Genomic DNA, 26999 nt, shown 5'->3' with positions numbered 1-26999 from the left:
ATGGGAGAAAAATTAAAAACAGAATCGAAGGATTTTGAATTTACAAAAAATCATAAAAGGTTATTATTAGGTTCTGTATTCTTAATGGCTACATCTGCAATTGGACCTGCATTTTTAACTCAAACAGCTGTATTCACAGCGCAGTTCACTTCAAGTTTTGCTTTTGCGATTTTATTATCAATATTGATTGATATAGGAGCGCAAATTAATATTTGGAGAGTGTTGGTCGTCACAGGTAAACGTGGTCAAGAAGTAGCTAATGAAATATTTAAAGGATTGGGTACTTTTATATCGATATTAATTGCAATAGGTGGACTCGCCTTTAATATCGGTAATATTGCAGGTGCTGGATTAGGATTAAATGCGATTTTTGGCTTAGATGTAAAGATTGGTGCAGCTATTACAGCAGTATTAGCAATACTTATTTTTGTAAGTAAAAGTGGTCAAAAAATTATGGATGTTGTCACAATGTTTTTAGGTGTTTTAATGATTGTAGTTGTTGCATTCGTAATGTTTAAAGCTAACCCACCATATGTTGACGCAGCTAAACATCTTGTAATGCCGGAACAACCTCTAGCACTTGTTTTACCTATCATCACATTAGTAGGTGGAACAGTTGGTGGTTATATTACATTTGCTGGTGCACATAGAATATTAGATTCTGGTATTCGTGGTAAACATTATTTACCATTTGTAAACAAAGCGGCTATTTCGGGAATATTAACAACAGGTGTGCTTAGAGCGTTATTATTCTTAGCGGTACTTGGTGTAGTCGTTACGGGCGTAACTTTAAATGATACAAATCCACCAGCTTCAGTATTTGAGCATGTATTAGGTCCAATTGGCCGAAATATATTTGGTGTTGTATTATTTGCTGCAGCAATGTCTTCAGTTATTGGATCAGCATATACAAGTGCGACTTTCTTAAAAACATTGCATAAATCTATCTATAACAAAACAAATATTATTGTAATTTCATTTATAGTCATTTCAACTTTTGTTTTTCTATTCTTAGGAAAACCAGTAACATTATTAATCGTTGCAGGTGCTTTAAATGGACTTATCTTACCTATTATATTAACGACAATACTTATTGCTAGTAAACGAAAATCAATCGTAGGGGACTATCATCATCCGACATGGATGCTTTGGTTTGGTATTATAGCTGTTTTAGTCACAGTTGTTACAGGTATATATTCACTGCAAGGATTGACACAACTAATAGGTAGTTAACAATACAATTATAATTACAAAGTAACCATTCTCTAGTTCATATGTTTATAATAAGGACTTAGAGAATGGTTTGTTTTATATTTATACTTATATTAAATAAACATTGTCATTTCGTTTTAAAATAAAAGCAATGTATTTACAAGTTAAATCAAATTGATAATGCGAAAATTTACATAAATTTCTTACGAAAAATAATGAAATGATAATTTGATATAAATATGATTCAATCGTCGAGCTATCAGTTTAAATATGGTAGAATAACTAAGGTTAGGATTTTAAATTGAGGTGAATAACAATGATCGGTATTATTGGAGCTATGGAAGAAGAAGTAGCAATCTTAAAAAATAAACTTGTGAATTTAGAAAAGATTAATATTGCACATGTATATTTTTACAAAGGTTATATAAATGATAAAGCAGTCGTATTAACTCAAAGTGGCATTGGTAAGGTAAATGTTGCCATTTCAACAACATTATTAATTGAAAAGTTCAAACCTGATTTAATAATTAATACAGGTTCTGCAGGTGCATTGGATAAATCATTAAATGTTGGAGATATCGTAGTAAGCGATATGGTTGCTTATCATGATGCTGATGCTAGAGCATTTGGTTATCAATTAGGACAAATTCCACAAATGCCTGCACAATTCGTAGCAGATAAATCATTGATTGACAAAGCGACACAAGTAATTACAAATCAACAATTAATTGCTAAGGTAGGCTTGATTGTAAGTGGTGACAGTTTTATTGGTACAAAAGACCAACGAATGAAAATTAAAACAAATTTCCCTCAAGCGATGGCTGCAGAAATGGAAGCAACTGCAATTGCACAGACTTGTTATCAATTCAACTTACCATTTATTATCACACGTGCAATATCAGATTTAGCAGATGGAGACGCTGGAATCACATTTGATGAATTTTTAACAAAGGCAGCAAAATCTTCTAGTACTATGGTAGAAAATTTAATTAAAAAAATATAAAAAAGGTGAATAGAAATAATGGGTATAATAAAGAAATACTTTATGCCAAATGAATATGTGCAATCAATTTTTCAAATTGATATAGATAAGCTTGCAGAATCTGGCGTAAAAGGTATCATTACTGATTTAGATAATACACTAGTGGGATGGGATGTTGCTGATCCTACAGAAGCAGTTAAAACTTGGTTTGAAGAGGCAAAACAAAAAGGTATTACGATTACAATTGTTTCTAATAATAATGAAAAAAGAGTAGGTAGCTTTTCTAAATCTTTAAAAGTAGATTATATTTTTAAAGCAAGAAAGCCAAGAGGGCGTGCATTTGATCGTGCAATGCATTCTATGAGTTTAGACCCATCAGAGATAGTAGTAATTGGTGATCAAATGTTAACGGATGTATTTGGTGGTAACAGACGTGGTTTATTTACTATTATGGTAGTACCTGTCAAACAAACGGATGGCTTGATTACTAAATTTAATCGTCTTATTGAACGCAGATTATTACAACATTTTAGAAAAAAAGGATATATAAAATGGGAGGAAAATTGATTGAGTGAAGCGGATGTATTGAAATGTATAGGGTGTGGTGCACCTTTACAGTCTGAAGATTCTGACGCACCGGGTTATGTTCCAGAACATAACTTATTTCGTGAAGATGTTGTGTGTAAAAGATGTTTTAGACTGAAAAATTATAACGAAGTTCAAGATGTAGGTTTAGATAGCGATGACTTTTTAAATTTACTCAATGGCTTGGCAGATAAAAAAGGAATAATAGTAAATGTTGTGGATGTATTTGATTTTGAGGGTTCATTTATCAATGCAATTAAACGTATCGTCGGCAACAAAAAAATTATTCTTGTAGCGAATAAAATAGACCTTTTGCCAAAACAAATAAATAAGCGTCGTGTAAAAGAATGGTTGAAGAAAACAGCTAAAAAATATGGACTTGATGCTGAAGATGTCGTGCTTATTTCTGCAGACAAAAATGAAGGTATTGAAAATCTATTAACTTCTATTAACAGTATCAGAAATGATGAAGATGTATATATTGTAGGAACTACAAATGTAGGTAAATCAACTTTAATTAACAAATTAATAGAACGCAGTGTAGGAGAAAAAGATGTTGTTACAACTTCAAGATTTCCTGGCACAACATTGGACATGATTGATATTCCACTTGATGAAACGACGTTTATGTATGATACACCAGGAATTATTCAAGCCCATCAAATGACACATTTAGTATCTGAACATGAACTAAAAACAATTATGCCTAGAAAAGAAATTAAGCAACGTGTTTATCAGCTTAACGAAGGACAAACATTATTTTTCGGTGGACTTGCACGTATAGATTATATAAGTGGCGGGAAAAGACCGTTAATCTGTTACTTTTCTAATGATTTAAATATTCATAGAACAAAAACAGAAAAGGCTAATGAATTATGGCGAAATCAATTAGGATCTGTATTAACACCACCTCAAAATCCTGAAAATTTTGATTTGAGAAATGTTAAAGCCGTAAGGTTAGAAACTGGTAAAGAAAAACGTGATGTAATGATTTCTGGATTAGGTTTTATCACGATAGACGCAGGTGCAAAAGTTATTGTACGCGTGCCAAAAAATGTTGATGTTATTTTAAGAAATTCAATTATGTAAGGTGTGTAAAATATGAAATATGCAGTAATAGGCCACCCAATTGATCATTCTTTATCTCCAGTGATGCATAATGCTAATTTTAAATCTCTAAATTATAATGCAGCATATGAAGCGATTAATATTCCTGAAGATAAATTCCATCTAATAAGAGAAATTATTTCAGATAAAGCACTTTCTGGTTTTAATGTAACAATTCCACATAAGGAACGTATTATACCTTTTTTAGATGAAATTGATGAACAATCAGAAACTGTAGGTGCCGTGAATACGGTTAAGATAGAAGATGGTAAATGGATTGGTTATAATACAGATGGTATAGGTTATGTTAAAGGCTTGCAACGCGTGTATCCAGATCTAAAACATGCCTATATTTTAATTTTAGGTGCAGGCGGTGCTAGTAAAGGCATTGCGAATGAATTAACTAAGTATGTACAACCCAAACTTACTATTGCAAACAGATCTTTAGATAGATTTAAACAATGGAATTTGGATGTAAATAAAATTCGATTATCTGATGCTGAATTAGCATTATCAGAATTCGATATTATCATCAATACGACACCGGCAGGAATGGACACAAATCAAGAAATACCAATTAGTTTGAAGCATTTAGAGTCTGATACGTTAGTGAGTGACATTGTTTACGTACCCTTTAAAACACCGATCTTAGAACAAGCTGAAGTCCAGGGTAACCCAATCTATAATGGCTTGGACATGTTTGTTTATCAAGGTGCAGAAAGTTTTAAAATTTGGACAGATAGAGAACCAGACGTGCAAGTTATGAAACGCACAGTTTTAAATTATTTATAAAAGGAGCATTTTATGTTAACAGGTAAACAAAAGAGATTTTTGAGAAGTAAAGCACATAATGTTGACCCAACTTTTCAAATCGGAAAAGCTGGTGTTGGTGAAAATATGATAGAACAATTAAATGATATTTTAGAAAATAGAGAATTAATAAAAATACATGTACTACAAAACAACTTTGAAGACAAAAATGATTTAGCGCAAACTTTAAGCGATGCAACTCATAGTGAAATTGTTCAAGTAATCGGGTCTATGATTGTCTTGTATAAAGAATCACAAGATAATAAACAAATTCAATTGCCATAATGTCTAAAACGATAGTCTTATATGGTGGGCAGTTTAACCCGATTCATACAGCTCACATGGTTGTTGCTAGTGAAGTGAATCATGTTATTAAACCAGATTTGTTTTACTTTATTCCAAGTTACATGTCACCACTCAAAGCGCATGATGATTACTTAGATGCGAAATATAGAATTGATATGATTCATTGTGCAATTAACGAACTTGGATTTGGATCTGTTTATTTAGACGAAATCGAACGCAAAGGACAAAGTTACACGTATTTTACAATTAAACATGTTTTAGAAAAACATCCAAATGCTAAACTATATTTTGTTATAGGCACTGACCAATATAATCAGTTAGAAAAGTGGTATGAGATTGAAAATTTGAAATCAATGGTAACCTTTGTAATTGTGAATCGTGGTAAAGCAAGGCAAGAAGTTTCAAATAATATGATAGCAATTAATATTCCACGCATAGATATAAGTTCAACACTCATCAGGGAAAGAGTAAAACAACATAATAATATTCAAACGCTGGTGCCTCAAAGTGTAGAGAAATATATCAGAGAGGAAGGATTATATGAAATTTGATGAAGCTGTCTCCCTAGTAAAAGACAAATTACCTGAGAAAAGATATAATCATTCACTAAGAGTAGCAGAAACTGCTGTTAAATTAGCTGAACAGTATGATGGGGATAAAGACAAAGCAGAACTCGCAGGTATTTTACATGATTATAGCAAGTACGATGATTTGGGCTCTATGTATCAGATTGTTAGACAAAATGATTTGGATAGTAACTTGTTGAGTTACGGATCAGAAATCTTACACGGTCCAGTCTGTGCAGTTATTATGGAGCAACAATTTGGTGTAAACGATGAAGAAGTGTTACTTGCTATTAAAAATCATACAACTGGTCGTGCTCAAATGACCAAAACAGAAAAATTAGTTTTTATCGCAGATTATATTGAACCTGGTCGTCAAACCCCAGGCGTTGAAGAAATTAGAGATTTAGCATACAATCAAGGTAGCTTAGATAAAACCATTTATGAAATATCTAAGCGAACTGTTTTATATTTAATCACGAAAGATATTACCGTTTATGATGCCACGATTGCTTGCTTGAATTATTACAATTATAGTGACGAAAGAGTAAAGGATGATTAAATGAAATCAGATCAATTATTAAATTTAGCTGTCAATGCAACTGAGAATAAAAAAGCAGAAGATATTATTTCTTTAAATATGCAAGGTATTAGCGATATGACTGACTATTTTATCGTATGCCACGGCAATAATGAAAGACAAGTTCAATCCATTGCACGTGCAGTTAAAGATGCTGCAAATGAAGCGGAAATCGAAGTGAAACGAATGGAAGGCTTTAATGAAGCAAGATGGATTTTAATTGACTTGGCCAACGTAGTAGTACACGTATTCCATAAAGATGAACGTGATTATTACAACTTGGAGAAATTATATCGTGATGCACCATTAGAATCTTATGGACAGGCAGTTTATTAATAATGGCTCAATATGAAGAAATGAGCTATTACTATGATCAACTAACTTTAGATCAGCCATACGAATCATGGCTTGATATTGTAAATTATTATGCTAAAAACAAATCAACTATCTTAGATATTGGTTGTGGTACAGGCAGTTTCACCTCAAAATTAAACGACTTTGATAATATAACGGGTATGGACTTAAGTGTTGATATGCTTTCGATAGCAATGCAAAAATCCAGTGAAGTGAATTGGATAGAAGGTGATATGACAGAATTCGACCTTAACCAACAATATGATGCAATAACCATTTTTTGTGATTCTTTAAATTATTTGACAGAATATGAAGATGTATTATCCACTTTTCACCAAGTATATCATCATCTAGAGCCGAATGAGGGCGTATTTATGTTTGATGTCCATACTGAACACAAGATGAATACATTATTCAATAATCAAAGTTATATTGATGAAACAGAAAATGTATTTTTAGCTTGGGAAGCTATTCGTGGCGAAGAACCATTAAGCGTATGGCATGATATGACATTTTTCATAAAACAAGATGATAACTTATATAAAAGATTTGATGAGTCACATTACCAAAAGACTTATTCAAAAGAGGTTTACACTAAAATGTTAGAATCATGTGGTTTTAAACATATAACGACATTTGTTGATTTTGAATTTGAAAACCAAAATGATAATCAAGTAGGAGAGCGTTTGTTCTTCATTGTAAAAAAATAAAAAAGTAAAATCACTCCTTTATCCGTGTTAACTATAAAGGAGTGATTTTTTGTTACAATTATGGGAATTGTTTAAAGAAAGATTTAGTCAAGTTAATTCTTCAATAAAGGTTTGTGTTATGCTATTTATAATAATGACTGTAGCACTAACTTTTTCACTTTTGATGAACCGTGATAACGAACAAATGAAAAAAAGTAATAATGTAGCACCAACAGAATTATCCGAACATAATCAACTCATACCAAATGAAAAAAATGAACGTTCATCGAATAAAACTGAAACACAAAGCAATGACCATACCAAAGATTCTTTTGTTTATGTTGATATCAAAGGTGCGGTAAAATATCCAAATGTTTATAAAATGAGAAATAACGATCGAGTTAAACAGTTGTTGGATAAAGCTATCGTTTAAGAACATGCTGATTTAACGAACATTAATTTATCAGAACGATTAATAGATCAGAAAATGATATATATTCCTGAAAAAGGGGAACAAATTCATTTACAAGCTCAGAAACAATTGAATAAAAGTGAAACCTCAACAAATTTTTCAGAAAAAAAGATGCTGATGGAGCAACAGTAAATTTAAATACTGCAACAGAAAATGAGCTCACCAGTATACCTGGAATAGGAAAGGTCAAAGCTAAAGCTATCATTGAATATCGTGAGCAAAACGGTAATTTTAAATCTATTGATCAGCTGAAAGAAATTAATGGATTCGGTACTAAAACAATAGAAAAATTAAGTTCACATTTAACAATCTAAAATTTTGTTGTATTTTTTCGAAAATCGATTTAATCTATAAATATCATATTAAAAACTTACATAAATTGGAGGTTTAGTATCATGGATCGTATTAAATGGGAAGAATACTTTATGGCGCAAAGCCATTTATTAGCGCTGCGTTCTACATGTCAAAGATTGTCTGTAGGAGCAACGATTGTAAAAGATAATAGAATTATAGCCGGAGGGTATAATGGTTCTGTTTCTGGAGAAGTACATTGCATTGATGAAGATTGTCTGTTGGAAGATGGTCATTGCATTCGTACGATACACGCAGAAATGAACGCTTTGCTACAATGCGCAAAACAAGGGGTGTCAACAGAAGGAGCAACGATTTATGTTACGCACTTTCCATGTTTGAATTGCACAAAGTCAATTATTCAAGCTGGTATTAAAACGATTTACTATGCTGAAGACTATCATAATCATCATTATGCTTTAGATTTGTTAAAACAATCAGGTATTGTGTATAAAAAAATTCCATTTAATCAAGAACACGTAGCACAATATTTAATCAAAAAATAAAATTGATTTATTATGCTTTAGCTTATTTGGCTGGTAACTTGCTACTATTCAATAAATTTTTATCTTTTATTTTAATCCTTGGGCTAGTCATTATAATGAAAAGAAAAAGCTTTAGTTTAATTCATTTTATAATGATAGTTACCATATCTTTAAGTAGTTTTATGATGTTTCAAAATGACTTGAGATTAGAAAAAGATTACCATGCTTCAATGTTAAATAAAGTATTTCAAGGAAAAGCGAAGTTAATCACAAAACCCAATTTGGAGCATCGTATACTTAAAGGTAAAATTAAAATAGATAATAAGCTTTATACTTACGTTTATAATATACATGCATCAAAAAATATAGAAATAACAAATGTTTCTGAAATTTTGTTCCAAAAAACTTGTAAGGTAAACGGACAGTTTAGAACATTAAAAAACGATTCAAGACCTAAACTTATTTTTATTATTCAAAATATTCATCTTTCAAGTTGTTACGAAGACACAAGCACATTTTCTGATACTTTAAATAAACATAAAGCGTTTATTTATGAAAAAATGCAACAATGGAAAATAGCTTTTCCTGAAAAAACAATTGCATTAATTACAGGCGATACATCGCTTATGAAAAAAGATGAATTAGATACAATTAAAAAGATTGGCATTGCGCATCTACTAGCTATTAGTGGCACACATATAGCTATTATTATTGCAATCATATGTTATATCCTTAACAGGATAAAATGTCCATTGTTTTTAACCAAACTAATATTAATAATATTATTACCTATTTATTGCATGTATACAAATATGTCTCCTAGTGCTGTTAGAGCAATATTTATGAGTTTGTTAATAATCATATTTCCAAAATACATTATAAAAAATTCAATGAACATTTTAGGTTTTTTATTTATATTTTTAACATTTTTAAATCCCTCGTTAATTTATCATGTCGGATTCCAACTTTCCTTTTTAATTACTTTTTCAATCCTTTTTGCTAGTCCATTGCTAAAGAATTTAAGTATTTTTCAATCTTTGTGCTTCATCACGTGGATTGCACAATTAAGCTCATTTATCTTAAGTTGTATCCATTTTCATCAAATTCAATGGATTGGTCTAATTTCAAACATCTTTTTTGTTCCATTCTATTCTTTCATATTATTTCCCTTCGTTATTTTTCTTATTTTTATCATACATTTGCCAATCAAACCATTATTTATTATCAACTTATATAATCAATTAATTGTTTTGCATGATAAAGTGGTCGGATTTTTTGATAAACTCAACCTTTATCAATGGTACATTCCCAACTTAAATAATCTTCAAATAACTATAATATGTCTCATTTCGTTTCTATGTTTAGTTTTATTCGTTCATAAATGCTATAAATTTATGATAATTAGTTTAATTGCCTTATATATTGTCTCTACAATTCTACATCAAGTACGTGCTTACCAACTTACAATGTTGGATGTAGGACAAGGTGACGCCCTGTTATTTGAAACTAAATTACACGAATCATTATTAATCGATACGGGCGGTAATTTTAATTCGACACAGCACTTTGCGAATCACAGTATTTCAAAATATCATATCTTACCAACATTAAAACGACATAATATAAAAAAGATAGATTACGTTGTGGTTACACATCCACACCTTGATCATATCGGTGAACTAGATTATTTAACAAAAAGCTTAAAAATTAAAAATATCATTATCAATGCAAATAGTTTTAAAATTAAAGAACTAAATCATTTAAAAAATAATTGTTTAAAAAAGGATATCAAGTTAATAGATTTCAAAAATAAACCACAATTTTTTATGAATAAAGCGAAAGTTAATCTGTTAGATGCTACAATTTCCAATTCTGATAATTTAAATGAACAATCAATCATTATATTCATACAGTACAAAAGTTATAAAATTTTATTAATGGGAGATGCAACAAATAACAATGAAGGGAATCTAATACGTAAATATCATTTATACGATATTGATATATTAAAAGTTGGACATCATGGCAGCCGTACAAGTACAAGTAATATTTTATTGAAAAAAATCAGGCCTAAAATAGCGCTCATTTCAGTAGGTGAAAAAAATAAATATAGACTTCCCAATCCTCAAATTATCAATAGACTAAAATCTTTTGACATTAAAATATTTCAAACAAATATCAACGGAGAAGTGAACATTTTATTTAAAAACCAAATAGAAATACACTCACAATTCAATTAAAATTTTTAATTAGTGAGAAGCTATGACGCGTGTTATAATTATAAAATGTGTAATAGAAATGAAAGGGTGCTAAGAATGAGCAGCAATATAATAACGATATATGGTGAAGTACCTGAACTAATTGAAAAAAAAGCTTCTGAAGTCATTGAACAATATTTAGATGCCCCAAAAGATGAATTCAATTTCGTTAAATATAACTTATATGAAAATGATTTAGCTCCAATTATTGAAGAAACGCTGACAATGCCATTTTTCTCTAATAAAAAGGCTGTTCTAGTACAAAATGCATATGTGTTTACTGGTGAGAAGCCACCTAAAGAATTAAATCATAATATTGATCAACTGATAGAATTTATAGAAAAATACGATGGTGACACTTTAATATTATTTGAAGTAAATCATTCTAAACTAGATGAAAGAAAAAAAGTTGTTAAATCTTTGAAAAAGCATGCACAAATTAAAAAAATAGAACAAATGTCAGAAGAAGAAATAAAGCGTTGGATAAAAAGTCAACTGCATGAAAATTATAAAGATATTAAACAAGATGCACTAGACTTAGTTATTGAATTAACTGGAGTTAATTTTAATATTGTTAAACAAGAAATAGAAAAACTCATTTTATTTTTAGGTGATAGAACGACAATTAACAAAAATGATGTTCATCAAATTGTTAATAGGAGTTTGGAACAAAATGTTTTTTTGCTCACTGAATATATCCAAAAAAATAAAAAAACAAAAGCTATACAATTGGTTAAAGACTTAATAGCGATGAAAGAGGAACCTATAAAATTATTAGCTCTAATCACGAGTAATTATCGACTTTTCTATCAAAGTAAAATATTAGGACAAAAGGGTTATAGTGGTCAACAAATTGCCAAAACAATCAATGTTCATCCTTATAGAGTAAAGTTGGCTTTAAATCAGGCAAGGCATTACGAATTAGAAAGTTTATTAAATATCATTGATAATTGCGCAGAAACAGATTATAAATTAAAGTCATCTTATATGGATAAACACCTTATACTTGAACTGTTTATTTTATCCTTATAAATTAGGCGTTTTTTAGTTTTAACTAACCGTCATACTGAATATAATGTTGTCGATGAATTAAAACATAAGTGTGCATCTATAATGTTTAATCTTATAAAACTATATAAATAGAGAGCAAAAAGCCCAGAAGAGATTTCATTTATTGCAAATCATTTCTGGGCTAAACTTATGAAGTATGAAGTACGATATATAAAAAAATAAAAAGTTCAAGCGTAGGCTTGAACTTTTTATTATTTAGCAGCTGTCATTAAAGATGATTTAATTCTAGCAGCTTTGTTAGAATGTATTAAGTTGCGTTGAGCAGCTTTATCTACTTTTTTCAATGCAAAGCTTACTAACTCAGCTTTATCGTCAGCATTAGTGTCAATTGCTGTATGAGCTCTTTTCACAGCTGTACGCATTGCATTTTTTTGTGAAATATTACGTTCTTCAGTTACGTGAGTAGTATTAACACGTTTAATTGCAGATTTAATGTTTGGCATGTCTGTCACCTCCTAAAAGTGTGATCTTCGCTATCAAAATTTAATTTGATTACAACAAGAAATATTTTATCAAAACAACCAGGTTTCTGCAATCATTTATTTATATTAAGACGCGTAAAGGCGCGATAAATGGTACAATAATAATTACAATGACAAAAGATATACATAAAAATAGTTACATAGACGGTAAAATATATATATAACTTTAAAATTTACTATTAATTTTATCAAGTTTGCAATTAGTAAATAAAAACGTTATTATATCAAAGAATGTCATACATATTTACGGGCTAGAATTATGAAAGTGAGACTGATAATACATGGATAAAGAAAATCGTTTAAGCAAGCGTGAAAATATAAGAAATTTTTCAATTATTGCACATATTGACCATGGGAAATCTACATTAGCAGATAGAATTTTGGAAAATACTAAATCTGTTGAATCACGTGAAATGCAATCACAGTTATTAGATTCTATGGATTTAGAGAGAGAACGCGGTATAACAATAAAATTAAATGCTGTGCGTTTAAAATATGATGCAAAAGATGGTGAGACTTATACGTTTCACTTGATTGATACACCTGGACACGTAGATTTTACATATGAAGTTTCTAGATCATTAGCTGCCTGTGAAGGGGCTATATTAGTTGTAGATGCTGCTCAGGGCATAGAGGCTCAAACACTAGCCAATGTTTATTTGGCATTAGATAACGATTTAGAGTTATTACCAGTTGTAAATAAAATTGATTTACCAGCAGCAGAACCTGAACGTGTAAAACAAGAAGTAGAAGATGTAATAGGACTAGATAAAGATGATGTCGTATTAGCCAGTGCAAAATCAAATATTGGTATTGAAGATATATTAGAAAAAATTGTAGAAGTGGTGCCACCACCACAAGGAGATCCAGAAGCGCCGTTAAAAGCATTGATTTTTGATTCAGAATATGATCCATACAGAGGCGTTATTTCTTCAATTCGAATTGTTGAAGGAACTTTGAAAACGGGTGATGAAATTAAAATGATGGCTACAGGAAAATCTTTTGAAGTTACCGAAGTGGGTATCAATACACCTAAACAATTACCAGTTAGCGAGCTAACGGTAGGGGATGTAGGTTATGTCATTGCCAGTATTAAAAATGTAGATGATTCACGTGTCGGAGATACGATTACACATCTTCATCGTCCAGCAGCAGAGCCGTTAAAAGGTTATAAAAAAATGAACCCGATGGTTTTCTGTGGTTTATTCCCTATAGATAATAAAGACTACAATGATTTACGAGAGGCATTAGAAAAGTTGCAATTAAATGATGCTTCATTAGAATTTGAACCTGAGTCATCTCAAGCATTAGGTTTTGGATATAGAACAGGTTTCTTAGGTATGTTGCATATGGAAATTATCCAAGAACGTATTGAACGTGAATTTGGAATAGAACTAATTGCTACAGCACCATCTGTGATTTATGAATGTATTCTTAAAAATGGTGATGAAATCTCTGTTGATAATCCAGCATATATGCCTGAAAGAGATCAAATTGATACGATATATGAACCTTTTGTAAGAGCGACAATGATGGTACCAAATGATTATGTCGGTGCAGTTATGGAATTATGTCAACGTAAACGTGGCCAATTTATTAATATGGAGTATTTAGATGATATTCGTGTCAATATTATTTATGAATTACCACTATCTGAAGTTGTATTTGATTTCTTTGATCAGCTTAAATCAAATACAAAGGGCTATGCTTCTTTTGATTATGAATTCATTGATAATAAAGAAAGTGACCTAGTCAAAATGGATATATTATTAAATGGAGAGAAAGTAGATGCACTTAGTTTTATAGTTCATAAAGAGTTCGCATATGAAAGAGGAAAAGCATTAGTTGAAAAGCTAAAAACGCTTATACCTAGACAACAATTCGAAGTACCTGTACAAGCAGCAGTTGGACAAAAAATAGTCGCCCGTACAAATATAAAATCAATGGGGAAAAATGTCTTGTCTAAGTGTTATGGTGGGGACATTAGTCGTAAGAGAAAACTATTAGAAAAGCAAAAAGCTGGTAAGGCAAAAATGAAAGCAGTTGGTAATGTTGAAATACCACAGGATGCTTTCCTTGCAGTGCTTAAGATGGACGAAGATTAATATTATTTATTATTAAATATTGGGGCGTTAAATCCATTCGATTTATGCCCCAGTTTTTTGTTATGTTAATCTATTTTATTTAACGAAAGAAGGTCATCTCAAAATGGAAGTGAAAAGTGCTTATATCCATATTCCTTTCTGTGTCAAAATTTGTACTTATTGCGATTTCAATAAATATTTTATACAAAATCAACCTGTGGATCAGTATTTAGAATGCTTAATAAACGAAATGAAACAAAGTGAAGTTAGATCTTTAGAAACAGTTTTTGTCGGTGGTGGCACACCTACTGCTTTATCATATGAGCAACTTGAGAAATTATTGACTGCAATTACCGAAATCTTTGAAATTAAAGGAGAATTTAGTTTTGAAGCGAATCCGGATGAATTAACTTTAGAAAAAGTACAATTGTTAAGGGATTACGGTGTAAATAGATTGTCAATGGGTGTTCAAACCTTCAAAGCTGAATTGTTAGAGATATTAGGACGTTCTCATAAGACTGAGGATATATACAGAGCCGTATCGAATGCAAGACAGGTTGGGATACCTTCTATAAGTTTAGATTTAATGTATCATTTACCACAACAAAGCTTAGAAGATTTCAAAGATAGTTTAGAGAAAGCGTTATCGATGGATATTGATCATATATCAAGTTATGGCTTGATTTTAGAGCCTAAAACTCAGTTCTATAATATGTATCGTAAAGGACAGTTGAAAATCCCAAATGAAGATGTCGGAGAAGAAATGTACGAATATTTATTAAAGAGAATGCATGAGTCTGAGTTACATCAATATGAAATTTCAAATTTTGGTAAAAAAGGACATGAATCAGAGCACAATAAGGTTTACTGGAAAAACGAGGGCTATTATGGATTTGGTGCAGGGGCAAGTGGTTATGTAAATGGTGAACGTTACAATAATGTAAATCCCGTGAATCATTATATAAAAAAGATACAAAATAATGAAAGGCCTATTCTTGACTCAGTATATCCAACAGAAAGTGAACAAATGGAAGAAGAGATGTTTCTAGGTTTAAGAATGAACCAAGGTGTAAGTAGAAAACGGTTTAATCAAAAGTTTAATCAAACGATTGATGACGTTTATGACGAAACGATCAAAGATTTAAAACAGAGAGAATTAATTTATGATACTGGTGACTATATTTCTTTAACAGAGAGAGGTAAAGTAATTGGAAACCTAGTATTTGAAGCGTTTTTACTGAATGTTTAATTTTTTTAAAAAACTGAGGCTTTAACATTGACTTACTTTGACCAATTTGATAAATTATAATTAGCACTTGAAACAAAAGAGTGCTAATGAGGTGAAAACATGATTAGTGATAGACAATTGAGCATTTTAAATGCAATTGTTGAAGATTATGTTGATTTAGGTCAACCAATTGGTTCCAAAACACTGATTGAACGACATAATTTAAATGTTAGTCCTGCCACTATTAGAAATGAAATGAAACAACTAGAGGACCTTCACTTAATAGAAAAAACACATACTTCATCAGGACGTTCTCCATCAGAGTCAGGCATCAGATATTATGTGAATCAATTATTGCAACAAACATCTCATCAACAACACAAAAAAATACAACGTTTAGGAGATTTATTGGTTGAAAATCATTATGATATTTCCTCAGCTTTGAGTGAATTTGCAAATGAACTTTCAATCGCTTCTCAGTATACAACGTTGGTAATGCGTCCAAATCACAAAAAAGATATTATTAATAACATTCACTTGATTCGAGCAAATGCATATTTAGTAATCATGGTTGTTGTTTTTACATCTGGCCATGTTGAACACTTGCATTTAGTATCCAAAGCACGTTTATCGAGTGATGAATTGACAAATATAGCTAATTTTGTGACTGCAAAATATAATGCGTTAAATCAACAACGCTTGGAAAATGAACTAAATGCCTTTGCAAAGTCAGATTTTGAAAAAGATTTTATAAAGGATATGTTAGATACAATAGATGTTCATTTTGATAATCAAAGTAATGGCATTTACATGGGTGGAAAGGTTAAACTAATTGATGCACTTAACGAATCAAACGTTTCTTCTATTCAACCCATATTGCAGTATATTGAATCAAACAAAATTACTCAGCTACTTGATGAAATGTCAAATTCATCAATTAATGTTAAGATTGGACAGGAAATCGAATCAAGCTTGAGCGATATTTCTATTGTCACTACAGAGTATCACATTGACGATAGACTTAAAGGTCAAATTGCGGTTATCGGACCAACGGCAATGAATTATCAGAATGTAATACAATTACTAAATACGATTTGGTAATTAAGAATTGTATTGGAGGGCAGAAAATGACAGAAAAAAATGAATCAGTATTCGATGAAAACGAAAAAACTGAAGATTTCAATCAAGAAACACCAAAAAGTCAAACAACTTCAGTTGAAGATGCTGATGAAATAGCTAAGGAATCGCAAGATAATCTGCAAGAGGAAAATTCTGAAGATACTGAAGCAGATATCGATCCTAAAGATGAAGAAATTCAACAATTAAAAAATAATGTTCAAGAAGAAGAAGAAAAATATTTGAGATTATATGCTGAATTTGAAAATTATAAGCGTAGAATCCAAAAAGAAAATCAAACGATGAAAGCATATAAAGCTCAAGATGTTTTAAATGACATTTTACCGACTATAGATAATATAGAACGAGCTTTACAAATTGAAGGTGAAGACGAGCAATTTAAATCATTACAAAAAGGTGTAGAAATGGTTTATGAAAGCTTGTTAAACGCATTGAAAAATAACGGTTTAGAAAAAATTGAAGCTGAAGGTCAACAGTTTGATCCAAATGTACATCAAGCTGTAGTACAAGACGATAATCCTGATTATGAATCAGGTCAAGTTACTCAAGAACTACAAACTGGTTATAAATTGAAGGAACGTGTTTTAAGACCTTCAATGGTTAAAGTAAATCAATAAGTTTATTGATGAAAATACCGAATTTTTAAAACAAACAGGAGGAATTTATTTATGAGTAAAGTAATAGGTATTGACTTAGGTACAACAAATTCATGTGTAGCAATTTTAGAAGGTGACGAACCAAAAGTTGTTCAAAACCCTGAAGGTGCTAGAACAACACCATCTGTTGTAGCATTTAAAAATGGTGAAACTCAAGTAGGTGAAGTTGCTAAACGTCAAGCAATTACAAACCCTAATACAATTCAATCTATCAAACGTCATATGGGTACTGAGCACAAAGTAGATGTAGAAGGTAAATCATACACACCACAAGAAATATCTGCGATGGTATTACAAAACCTTAAGAGTACTGCAGAAGATTATTTAGGTGAAAAAGTAGAAAAAGCAGTTATCACTGTTCCTGCATACTTTAATGACAGTGAACGTCAAGCTACAAAAGATGCTGGTAAAATTGCTGGCTTAGAAGTTGAACGTATTATTAACGAACCAACAGCAGCAGCATTAGCTTATGGTTTAGATAAAACTGAACAAGACCAAAAAGTCTTAGTATTTGACTTAGGTGGCGGTACATTCGACGTATCTATCCTTGAATTAGGTGACGGTGTATTCGAAGTACTTTCAACTGCAGGTGATAATAAACTAGGTGGGGATGACTTTGACCAAGTTATTATCGATTACTTAGTTGCAGAATTTAAAAAAGAAAATGGTGTAGACTTATCACAAGATAAAATGGCATTACAACGTCTAAAAGACGCTGCTGAAAAAGCTAAAAAAGACTTATCAGGTGTTTCTCAAACACAAATCTCATTACCATTTATTTCTGCAGGTGAAAATGGTCCACTACACTTAGAATTAAGTTTAACACGTTCAAAATTTGAAGAATTAGCTGATTCATTAATCAGAAGAACGATGGAACCAACTCGCCAAGCTATGAAAGATGCTGGTATCAGTAGTTCTGATATCGATGAAGTAATTTTAGTTGGTGGTTCAACAAGAATTCCTGCAGTTCAAGACGCTGTGAAAAAAGAAGTAGGTAAAGATCCTCACAAAGGTGTTAACCCAGACGAAGTAGTAGCAATGGGTGCTGCTATCCAAGGTGGCGTTATCACTGGTGATGTTAAAGATGTAGTATTATTAGACGTAACACCTCTTTCATTAGGTATTGAAATAATGGGTGGACGTATGAATACATTGATTGAAAGAAATACTACTATCCCTACATCTAAATCACAAGTTTATTCAACGGCAGCAGATAATCAACCAGCAGTTGATATTCATGTATTACAAGGTGAACGTCCAATGGCATCTGACAACAAAACACTTGGCAGATTCCAATTAACAGATATTCCACCAGCTCCACGTGGTGTGCCACAAATCGAAGTAACTTTTGATATCGATAAAAATGGTATCGTTAATGTTACTGCAAAAGATTTAGGTACAAATAAAGAACAAAATATCACTATTCAATCAAGTTCTTCACTTTCTGATGATGAAATCGATCGTATGGTGAAAGATGCTGAAGAAAATGCTGAAGCAGATAAACAACGTCGTGAAGAAAGTGATTTAAGAAACGAAGCAGATAGCTTAGTATTCCAAGTTGAAAAAACAATTACTGATTTAGGTGAAAACATCAGTGAAGATGATAAAAATAATGCAGAAGAGAAAAAAGAAGCTTTAAAATCTGCGCTTGAAGGCGAAGATATTGATGACATTAAAGCTAAAAAAGAAGAACTAGAAAAAGTAGTTCAAGACTTATCTGCTAAAGTTTACGAGCAAGCTGCTCAAGCACAACAACAAGCACAAAGTGAACAAGCAAGTGGTTCAGATGATAGCAATGTTGAAGATGCTGATTTTACAGAAGTAAATGATGATGATAACAAAGACGACAAAAAATAAGTTTAGTTATTAATTGCTATTGAAAGCAGAATATGACACAATTGCTTAGCCAAATTAAGTCAAAGTCAATTGAACATTGGCTTTGACTTTTTCCTTTTTAATAAGTAAATTAATCAAACGTAAAAGGAGAGATAAAAGTGGCCAAAAGAGATTATTATGATATCTTAGGTGTCAGTAAAGACGCTTCTAAAGATGAAATAAAAAAGGCTTACCGTAAATTATCAAAAAAATATCATCCTGACATCAACAAAGAAGAAGGTGCAGACGAAAAGTTCAAGGAAATTTCAGAAGCATATGAAACGTTAAGTGATGAAAACAAGCGCGCAAACTATGATCAATTTGGTCATGATGGTCCACAAGGTGGATTTGGCGGCCAAGGATTTGGTGGTCAAGACTTTAGCGGTTTCGGCGGCGGTTTCGAAGATATATTCAGTTCATTCTTCGGTGGTGGACGTCAAAGAGATCCAAATGCACCTAGAAAAGGTGATGACCTACAATATACAATGACTGTTACTTTTGAAGAAGCTGTATTCGGTACAAGCAAAGAGATTTCAATACGCAAAGATGTAACTTGTCATACTTGTGATGGTGAAGGTGCAAAACCAGGGACTAAGAAAAAAACGTGTCATTACTGTAATGGTTCAGGACATGTTGCTGTAGAACAGAATACGATATTAGGTAGAGTTAGAACTGAAAAAGTTTGTCCAGTATGTAGTGGTTCTGGTCAAGAATTTGAAGAACCTTGTCCGACATGTCATGGTAAAGGAACTGAAAACAAAACAGTTAAAATTAATGTGACAGTACCTGAAGGTGTAGATAATGAACAACAAATTAGATTAGCAGGTGAAGGTGCGCCAGGAGAAAATGGTGGACCACAAGGTGATTTATACGTTGTATTTAGAGTTAAACCTTCTGAAACATTCGAAAGGGACGGCGACGATATTTACTTTTCACAAGATATCAGTATTGCTCAAGCAACACTTGGTGATGAAATTAAAGTCCCAACTTTAAAAGGTCATGTTATGTTAACAATTCCTGGCGGAACACAATCAGGAAAACAATTCCGTCTTAAAGAAAAAGGTGTAAAAAATGTTCATGGCTATGGCTATGGTGATTTATTTATCAACGTGAAAGTTGTCACACCTACTAAGATAAATGAGCGTCAAAAAGAATTGTTAAGAGAATTTGCTGAAATTGATGGTGAATCATTAACTGAGCAACCGTCAAATTTTAAGGATAAAGCAAAAAGATTCTTTAAAGGAGAATAAAATATGAACTGGACTGAAATATCAATCACTGCGAATCATGATGCTATACCCATAATTTCTAATATTTTAGAAGAACGTGGATCAAACGGAGTTGTTATCGAAGATTCATTAGATCTTCGAAATGATTTTGCTGACAAATTTGGCGAAATTTATGAACTTAATCCTGATGATTACCCAGTTAATGGTGTAAGAGTTAAAGCATATTTTAATGAAATAAAATATACTCAGGATTTTGAAAATGATCTGATTCAAAAAATTAAAAGTATTGAATCATTGGATGCAAAAATATTTGAATATCAACAACAAACGATTCAAGAACATGATTGGGAAAATGAATGGAAAAATTATTTTCATCCGTTTAGAGCGTCTGCTAAATTTACAATTGTTCCAAGTTGGGAAACATATCAAAAAGAAGACGAAAATGAAATGTGTATTGAGTTGGATCCAGGTATGGCTTTTGGTACAGGTGATCATCCAACGACGAGTATGTGCTTGAAAGCTATTGAAACTTTCGTGAAACCAGATGATTCAGTGATTGATGTTGGTACAGGTTCAGGCATACTTAGCATTGCATCATATTTATTAGGCGTAGAACGCATAAAAGCGATTGATGTAGATGAAATGGCCATTAAAGTTGCGAAAGAAAACTTTGAAAAAAATAATTGTGTTAAAGCTATTGAAGCTGCGCCAGGCAATTTACTTAAAGAAGAAACTGAAAAGTTTGATGTCGTTATTGCAAATATTTTAGCTCATATTATTGAAGAAATGATTGAAGATGCTTATAATACGTTAAATAAAGATGGTTATTTTATAACTTCTGGTATTATAACAGAGAAACACGAAACAATTTTATTACAGATGAAGCGTGTAGGGTTTAAAATCATTTCTATTAATCATGAAAACGGTTGGGTATGTATCGTTGGACAGAAAGTGAGCGATTAAGCAATGCAGAGATATTTTATTGACCAAAACGCTGATGTAAATCAGCGTTTTTTTATTACAGATCAAAATGATATACATCATATTACAAAAGTAATGCGATATCAAAATGGTGACCAAATTATTATTACTTTTTCAGATCAAAATGTTTATAAATGTAAAATCGAAAATATGACTATGGCGCAAATTGAAATTACTTTAATAGAAAAAATAGAAATCGATTCTGAATTACCACAACATATAACAATCTGTAGTGGATTAATTAAAGCGGATAAGTATGAATGGATGATACAAAAATCCACAGAGTTAGGTGCAAGTCAATTTATCGCTGTTGGTATGCAAAGATCTGTTGTAAAACTAAATGAAAACAAAGTTATCAAAAAGTTGGAACGTTGGCAAAAAATTATAAAAGAAGCTGCTGAACAAAGTTATAGGTTAATTATTCCGGAAATAGAGTATAAGTCGAATTTAAAGGAAATTTATGATATTATAAATGAATATGATTATGTATTGATTGCTTATGAAGAATCTGCTAAGTGTGGGGAAAAAAGTACTTTTAAGGCAGTTGTTCAAAAATTTGAACCTGGTGATCGTGTGTTAATCATTTTTGGACCTGAAGGTGGCTTGTCTGAATCAGAAATTAAGTTATTTGGTAGTTCAGCATATCAAGTTGGTCTGGGTCCTAGGATATTAAGAGCTGAAACTGCACCGCTATATACTTTAAGTGCTGTAAGCTTTCAAAAAGATTTATTGGGGTGATATTTATGTCAACAGTTGCATTTCATACATTAGGATGTAAAGTGAATCATTATGAAACAGAGGCAATTTGGCAGTTATTTAAAGAAGCAGATTATGACCGTGTTGATTTTGAAACAAATGCTGATGTATTTGTTATTAATACGTGTACAGTAACAAATACAGGTGATAAAAAAAGCAGACAAGTCATTAGACGTGCTATAAGACAAAATCCAGAAGCAGTGGTATGTGTAACTGGTTGTTATGCACAGACATCTCCTGCTGAAATTATGGAAATACCTGGCGTAGATATTGTGGTTGGCACTCAAGATCGGACGAAGTTAATCGGTTATATCAATGAGTTTAAAAAAGAAAGACAACCAATTAATGGTGTGGGAAACATCATGAAAAATCGTACATATGAAGAATTAGAAGTTCCATACTTTACAGATAGAACAAGAGCTTCGTTGAAGATACAAGAAGGATGCAATAATTTTTGTACTTTCTGTATTATTCCTTGGGCTCGTGGCTTAATGCGATCTAGAGACCCTGAAAAAGTGATAGAACAAGCAACAACACTTGTAAATTCAGGATATAAAGAAATTGTTTTAACTGGTATTCATACAGGGGGATATGGTCAGGATTTAAAAAATTATAATTTAGCACAATTATTACGCGACTTAGAAACTGTAGATGGTTTAGAACGTATTAGAATTTCATCGATTGAAGCAAGTCAATTAACAGATGAAGTTATTAGTGTAATTGAGCAATCAAACAAAGTTGTACGTCATCTTCATGTTCCATTACAATCTGGGTCTGATTCAGTATTGAAGAGAATGAGAAGAAAATATACTATGGCTCATTTTTCAGAGCGATTGACTCGTTTACATGAAGCACTTCCTGGATTAGCAGTTACAAGTGATGTCATTGTTGGTTTCCCTGGTGAAACTGAAGAAGAATTCCAAGAAACATATGATTTTATTGTTGAACACAAATTTTCAGAATTACATGTATTTCCTTATTCTTCAAGAATTGGCACGCCAGCCGCTAGAATGGACGACCAAATTGATGAAAATATTAAAAATGAACGTGTACATCGCTTAATTCATTTAAGTGATCAGCTTGCTAAGACGTATGCATCAAAGTTTGATCAAGAAGTACTTGAAGTTATTCCAGAAGAAGTTGGCAGTGAGCCGGGAACATTAATAGGTTTTGCGGATAATTATATGAAAGTTCAATTCGCTGGTGATGAATCTCTAATCGGCGAACTCGTAAAGGTAAAAATCACTCAACCTGATTATCCAATTAATCAAGGCGAATTACTAAGAGTAGTACATCATGCTACCAATACAACTGAACATTCTGTTACTGTATAAAATTTAATTGGCAATGATTCAATGCAAACATCTTCACATGGTGTAAAATGAATCATGAAATTAAAATTTTACTAATTGACCACATTAATCAGATATATTATACTAATTAATACATGGTAATTACCGTGTAATGATTATAAAGTTTCGTTGATATTTGGAGGGAGGGAAATACACATGTCTAAAACAGTAGTCAAAAAGAACGAATCACTTGAAGATGCGTTACGTCGTTTCAAACGTACAGTTTCTAAAAGCGGTACAATTCAAGAAGTACGTAAACGTGAATTTTACGAAAAACCTAGCGTTAAACGTAAAAAGAAATCAGAAGCTGCACGTAAACGTAAATTCAAATAATTAATTGTTTCGTTGACTCCCTCAACACCAACATTAATTATAAACCATAATAGCCTTAGTTGTTTATACAGCTAAGGCTATTTTTATTTATTAACCTAGATAAATGAACTACACTGAATATTCCCATTTATGATTGTCATAAGTATTAGAAAATATAATACTTAGTTTAAAAATCACCATGTTCATGTTAATCAAGTATAACCGTTGCACTTCTCATGCAGCTGATTGAGATTGATTATTTTTCTGGGAATATCATTTAATAACAAATGAATAATATTATGATTTTTATTGTGTAAACGGTATAATCATATATTTATTTCATGTATAATTAAATTGAGAGTGAGGTGATAAAGTGATTCCTTCGATGAGCAGTATACATACTATTTTTTCAACCAAACTTGTTGAAAACGGAAACTGGATAGACAATGTTTCTGACTTTATTGTTAGTCCAATAGGTGCTTTGATATTAACTTGTATTATCTTCTTAGGTTTTTTGTACCAGTTATATTCAAATAGAATAAATATTGTCGGAATTATATCAACATTAGCATTATTCATTTTCTTTTTAGGATTTTTTGTAAAAGGGGATGTCAACTTTTATTCTGTTGTTTTATTTGCTATTGGTGTGATATTCGTTATCATTGAATTATTTGTAGTGGGTGCAATTATTGGCATTATAGGTATGGCGTTAATCGTTTTTAGTATTGTTACTTTAGGTGATAATCTAGTGTACATGATTGCTAATGTTGTCGTAGCCTTAATATTATCAATCATAGAGTGGGTGATACTTGTGAAATTTTTCAAACGTAAAATACCGTTTTTAGATAAAGTTGTATTGAAGGATTCTACAAATGCAGAAGCAGGTTATACATCACATGAAGATCGCTCTCATTTAGTTGGAGAAGTTGCAACTACATCTACAGATTTGAGACCAGCAGGAATTATTATTTATAACAATGAACGTATCGATGCAGTTTCAGATGGTTCTTTTATATTACGGAATAAAAAAGTTACTATTCTAGAAGTTGAAGGTACTCGAGTTGTTGTGAGAGAAATAGAAACATAAAGGAGAATGAGTATGATTGGAATTTTAATTATAGCAGTTATAGTCGTAATTGCATTATTGTTATTATTTTCATTTGTACCTGTTGGATTGTGGATTTCAGCAATCGCAGCGGGTGTAAAAGTAGGCATTGGTACCTTAGTAGGTATGAGATTACGTAGAGTTTCTCCACGTAAAGTAATATCACCTTTAATTAAAGCTCATAAAGCAGGATTAAACTTGACAACGAACCAACTTGAATCACATTATTTAGCAGGTGGTAATGTTGACCGCGTTGTTGATGCAAATATTGCTGCACAAAGAGCAGATATTAATTTACCTTTTGAACGTGGTGCAGCTATAGACTTAGCAGGACGTGACGTGTTAGAAGCAGTTCAAATGTCTGTAAATCCAAAAGTAATTGAGACACCATTTATCGCCGGTGTTGCAATGAATGGTATTGAAGTTAAAGCAAAAGCAAGAATCACAGTACGCGCGAATATTGCAAGATTAGTCGGTGGTGCTGGAGAAGAAACGATTATTGCACGTGTTGGTGAAGGTATTGTTTCTACAATTGGTTCTAGTGAACATCACACACAAGTGCTTGAAAATCCTGATAATATTTCTAAAACAGTTTTAAGTAAAGGTTTAGATTCAGGTACAGCTTTTGAAATTTTATCAATCGATATTGCAGACGTAGACATTAGCAAAAACATCGGTGCAGATTTACAAACTGAACAAGCGCTTGCTGATAAAAATATCGCACAAGCAAAAGCCGAAGAACGTCGTGCAATGGCAGTAGCGCAAGAACAAGAAATGAAAGCAAAAGTGCAAGAAATGCGTTCTAAAGTTGTTGAAGCGGAAGCCGAAGTTCCACTAGCTATGGCTGAAGCATTACGTTCAGGAAATCTTGGAGTGAAAGATTATTATAATCTGAAAAATGTTGAAGCAGACACTGGTATGAGAAATTCTATTAACCAACGTACAAAAAAAGAAGATGATGAATCACCGGAATAATAAATAGGGGTGATTAAATGAATATAGGTATTATTATCTTTGTAGTATCTGTCATTTTTACGATAATTGGTGCTATTAACGATGATAGTCATAAAAAGCGAAAAAAACAACAACCGCCAGCTAATAAACAGCCAAATCAGTCTGAAACACCACCACAAAAACGTGGTTTCCTTGAAGAAGTTGGAAAAACATTTTCTGAGTTAGAAAAACAATTTAATGATGGTCCTTTTTCTCAGGAAGAAAATACACCAAAGCAGAATAAACCTGCTGAAACACGAGCTGAAAAGATGGAAACTGAGACCCCTCAACAAGAAACATCAACGTTTCCTAAACATAATGAAACCGAAGCTGAAAAAGCGAAACGTGAGCAAAAGCAACAAGATGATACACTTCAAAAAGAACTTGAAGCTGAGTTAATGGGCAAAATGGAAGACGTACGTAATGAAATCGATCGTGAAACTGAGAAAAAAATACAAAGAACTGAGAAAAAAGCACGAGATATCATTTCTGATAAATATTTATCAGAGAGAACTAAGCGTTATCGTTTAAAACAGTTAATGAATGCGCATTCTGTTCAAAGCTCTGGCACAAATGCTCAATATAGATTTGCTGATGATGAAGTTGTTAATGGTATTATTTGGTCTGAAGTTTTAGAAAGACCAAAAAAATTATAAATTTATTTAAACTCAACTTATAAAGTTAGAATTTTGACTTTGTAAGTTGAGTTATTTTTAATTTCAAAATATATAATGATCGTTAATTTTTATACTATACTTTCTTTATGCTCTGGTTTACATAAAAATAACAATTTATGTTAATTTTTAATTCACTTTGAAATAATATGAGAATATTTCATGATATAATAACATTGAAGTTGCAGTATGATTTATTCAAATCGTTAATTTTATAATAATGCTTATTTCATATTATGCATCATGATTATTTTTGTAACTTAAAATCTAATAGGATAAAATAATAGAAACGAATATATTTGTAAAGGAG

At 31.6% G+C, this 26999-nt stretch carries 28 protein-coding genes and 1 pseudogene; 28 read left to right on the top strand and 1 reads right to left on the bottom strand.

The features are described from left to right. The 15 genes and pseudogenes from KA867_RS06460 to holA all read left to right on the top strand — a co-directional run bounded on the left by KA867_RS06460 (nucleotide 1) and on the right by holA (nucleotide 11786). Nucleotides 1-1233 (top strand): NRAMP family divalent metal transporter, encoded by a 1233-nt coding sequence (locus KA867_RS06460; protein ID WP_210137432.1) that lies wholly within the window; start codon nucleotides 1-3, stop codon nucleotides 1231-1233. Between the two features lie 295 nt (nucleotides 1234-1528). Continuing rightward, entirely contained in the window at nucleotides 1529-2215 is a 687-nt protein-coding gene (gene mtnN, locus KA867_RS06455; RefSeq protein WP_210137431.1) for a 5'-methylthioadenosine/S-adenosylhomocysteine nucleosidase, read from the top strand. Nucleotides 2216-2233: 18 nt separating this feature from the next. Then, nucleotides 2234-2761, top strand: a complete 528-nt coding sequence (locus KA867_RS06450; protein WP_107384648.1) for a YqeG family HAD IIIA-type phosphatase — start codon at nucleotides 2234-2236, stop codon at nucleotides 2759-2761. Next, the gene (gene yqeH / locus KA867_RS06445) at nucleotides 2762-3868 is read left to right on the top strand and encodes a ribosome biogenesis GTPase YqeH (RefSeq protein WP_210137430.1); all 1107 of its coding nucleotides are present in this window, start codon (nucleotides 2762-2764) and stop codon (nucleotides 3866-3868) included. Between the two features lie 12 nt (nucleotides 3869-3880). Continuing rightward, nucleotides 3881-4678: a shikimate dehydrogenase gene (gene aroE / locus KA867_RS06440; RefSeq protein ID WP_210137429.1), complete on the top strand. Its 798-nt coding sequence runs from the start codon at nucleotides 3881-3883 to the stop codon at nucleotides 4676-4678. Nucleotides 4679-4690: 12 nt separating this feature from the next. Continuing rightward, nucleotides 4691-4981, top strand: a complete 291-nt coding sequence (gene yhbY, locus KA867_RS06435) for a ribosome assembly RNA-binding protein YhbY (RefSeq protein WP_019469395.1) — start codon at nucleotides 4691-4693, stop codon at nucleotides 4979-4981. Further along, a complete protein-coding gene (gene nadD, locus KA867_RS06430; RefSeq protein WP_210137428.1) occupies nucleotides 4981-5553 on the top strand; it encodes a nicotinate (nicotinamide) nucleotide adenylyltransferase in 573 nt (190 codons plus the stop codon). Before yhbY ends, nadD begins: the two co-directional genes overlap by 1 nt. Further along, nucleotides 5543-6127, top strand: coding sequence for a bis(5'-nucleosyl)-tetraphosphatase (symmetrical) YqeK (gene yqeK / locus KA867_RS06425; protein WP_107384644.1), 585 nt, complete (start codon nucleotides 5543-5545; stop codon nucleotides 6125-6127). Before nadD ends, yqeK begins: the two co-directional genes overlap by 11 nt. Next, nucleotides 6128-6481: a ribosome silencing factor gene (gene rsfS, locus KA867_RS06420; RefSeq protein ID WP_046208128.1), complete on the top strand. Its 354-nt coding sequence runs from the start codon at nucleotides 6128-6130 to the stop codon at nucleotides 6479-6481. A gap of 2 nt (nucleotides 6482-6483) precedes the next feature. Beyond that, nucleotides 6484-7209: a class I SAM-dependent DNA methyltransferase gene (locus KA867_RS06415; protein WP_210137427.1), complete on the top strand. Its 726-nt coding sequence runs from the start codon at nucleotides 6484-6486 to the stop codon at nucleotides 7207-7209. Nucleotides 7210-7519: 310 nt separating this feature from the next. Continuing rightward, nucleotides 7520-7700 (top strand): annotated as a pseudogene (locus KA867_RS13590) (helix-hairpin-helix domain-containing protein); the annotation flags it as partial. 127 nt (nucleotides 7701-7827) lie between these two features. Beyond that, nucleotides 7828-7974, top strand: a complete 147-nt coding sequence (locus KA867_RS13585) for a ComEA family DNA-binding protein (protein WP_457315160.1) — start codon at nucleotides 7828-7830, stop codon at nucleotides 7972-7974. An 81-nt stretch (nucleotides 7975-8055) separates the two neighbouring features. After that, nucleotides 8056-8517: a ComE operon protein 2 gene (locus KA867_RS06400; protein WP_210137425.1), complete on the top strand. Its 462-nt coding sequence runs from the start codon at nucleotides 8056-8058 to the stop codon at nucleotides 8515-8517. Between the two features lie 95 nt (nucleotides 8518-8612). Continuing rightward, on the top strand, nucleotides 8613-10736 hold the full coding sequence (locus KA867_RS06395; protein ID WP_348634801.1) for a DNA internalization-related competence protein ComEC/Rec2: 2124 nt from the start codon (nucleotides 8613-8615) through the stop codon (nucleotides 10734-10736). A 75-nt stretch (nucleotides 10737-10811) separates the two neighbouring features. Further along, on the top strand, nucleotides 10812-11786 hold the full coding sequence (gene holA / locus KA867_RS06390; protein ID WP_210137424.1) for a DNA polymerase III subunit delta: 975 nt from the start codon (nucleotides 10812-10814) through the stop codon (nucleotides 11784-11786). Between the two features lie 230 nt (nucleotides 11787-12016). On the opposite strand, the gene rpsT is transcribed toward holA, so the two are convergent. Then, a complete protein-coding gene (gene rpsT, locus KA867_RS06385) occupies nucleotides 12017-12268 on the bottom strand; it encodes a 30S ribosomal protein S20 (protein ID WP_019469386.1) in 252 nt (83 codons plus the stop codon). 320 nt (nucleotides 12269-12588) lie between these two features. Between rpsT and lepA the strand changes: the two genes are divergently transcribed. From lepA to KA867_RS06320, 13 genes are all read left to right on the top strand, one after another. Beyond that, the gene (lepA, locus tag KA867_RS06380) at nucleotides 12589-14412 is read left to right on the top strand and encodes a translation elongation factor 4 (protein WP_210137423.1); all 1824 of its coding nucleotides are present in this window, start codon (nucleotides 12589-12591) and stop codon (nucleotides 14410-14412) included. A 103-nt stretch (nucleotides 14413-14515) separates the two neighbouring features. Beyond that, on the top strand, nucleotides 14516-15640 hold the full coding sequence (gene hemW, locus KA867_RS06375; protein WP_210137422.1) for a radical SAM family heme chaperone HemW: 1125 nt from the start codon (nucleotides 14516-14518) through the stop codon (nucleotides 15638-15640). Between the two features lie 99 nt (nucleotides 15641-15739). Beyond that, nucleotides 15740-16720, top strand: a complete 981-nt coding sequence (hrcA, locus tag KA867_RS06370) for a heat-inducible transcriptional repressor HrcA (RefSeq protein ID WP_210137421.1) — start codon at nucleotides 15740-15742, stop codon at nucleotides 16718-16720. Nucleotides 16721-16746: 26 nt separating this feature from the next. Continuing rightward, nucleotides 16747-17373, top strand: a complete 627-nt coding sequence (grpE, locus tag KA867_RS06365) for a nucleotide exchange factor GrpE (protein ID WP_210137420.1) — start codon at nucleotides 16747-16749, stop codon at nucleotides 17371-17373. Between the two features lie 51 nt (nucleotides 17374-17424). Further along, nucleotides 17425-19269 (top strand): molecular chaperone DnaK, encoded by a 1845-nt coding sequence (dnaK, locus tag KA867_RS06360; protein WP_210137419.1) that lies wholly within the window; start codon nucleotides 17425-17427, stop codon nucleotides 19267-19269. Nucleotides 19270-19406: 137 nt separating this feature from the next. Continuing rightward, nucleotides 19407-20537, top strand: coding sequence for a molecular chaperone DnaJ (dnaJ, locus tag KA867_RS06355; RefSeq protein ID WP_210137418.1), 1131 nt, complete (start codon nucleotides 19407-19409; stop codon nucleotides 20535-20537). A 3-nt stretch (nucleotides 20538-20540) separates the two neighbouring features. Next, the gene (prmA, locus tag KA867_RS06350) at nucleotides 20541-21479 is read left to right on the top strand and encodes a 50S ribosomal protein L11 methyltransferase (protein ID WP_210137417.1); all 939 of its coding nucleotides are present in this window, start codon (nucleotides 20541-20543) and stop codon (nucleotides 21477-21479) included. Nucleotides 21480-21482: 3 nt separating this feature from the next. Beyond that, nucleotides 21483-22235, top strand: coding sequence for a 16S rRNA (uracil(1498)-N(3))-methyltransferase (locus tag KA867_RS06345; protein ID WP_210137416.1), 753 nt, complete (start codon nucleotides 21483-21485; stop codon nucleotides 22233-22235). A gap of 5 nt (nucleotides 22236-22240) precedes the next feature. Beyond that, nucleotides 22241-23587, top strand: coding sequence for a tRNA (N(6)-L-threonylcarbamoyladenosine(37)-C(2))-methylthiotransferase MtaB (mtaB, locus tag KA867_RS06340; protein WP_210137415.1), 1347 nt, complete (start codon nucleotides 22241-22243; stop codon nucleotides 23585-23587). A 174-nt stretch (nucleotides 23588-23761) separates the two neighbouring features. Next, on the top strand, nucleotides 23762-23938 hold the full coding sequence (rpsU, locus tag KA867_RS06335; protein ID WP_002483157.1) for a 30S ribosomal protein S21: 177 nt from the start codon (nucleotides 23762-23764) through the stop codon (nucleotides 23936-23938). Nucleotides 23939-24302: 364 nt separating this feature from the next. Beyond that, nucleotides 24303-25004 (top strand): NfeD family protein, encoded by a 702-nt coding sequence (locus KA867_RS06330; protein WP_210137414.1) that lies wholly within the window; start codon nucleotides 24303-24305, stop codon nucleotides 25002-25004. A gap of 6 nt (nucleotides 25005-25010) precedes the next feature. Further along, on the top strand, nucleotides 25011-25997 hold the full coding sequence (floA, locus tag KA867_RS06325) for a flotillin-like protein FloA (RefSeq protein WP_026034799.1): 987 nt from the start codon (nucleotides 25011-25013) through the stop codon (nucleotides 25995-25997). Nucleotides 25998-26014: 17 nt separating this feature from the next. Further along, nucleotides 26015-26671, top strand: a complete 657-nt coding sequence (locus KA867_RS06320; RefSeq protein ID WP_210137413.1) for a hypothetical protein — start codon at nucleotides 26015-26017, stop codon at nucleotides 26669-26671. The last annotated feature ends 328 nt before the right edge of the window (nucleotides 26672-26999 follow it).

The sequence above is a fragment of the Staphylococcus sp. GDH8C109P genome (assembly GCF_017893405.1).
Classification (GTDB): Bacteria; Bacillota; Bacilli; order Staphylococcales; family Staphylococcaceae; genus Staphylococcus; species Staphylococcus cohnii.
This window is presented reverse-complemented; position numbering and strand designations above follow the sequence as displayed.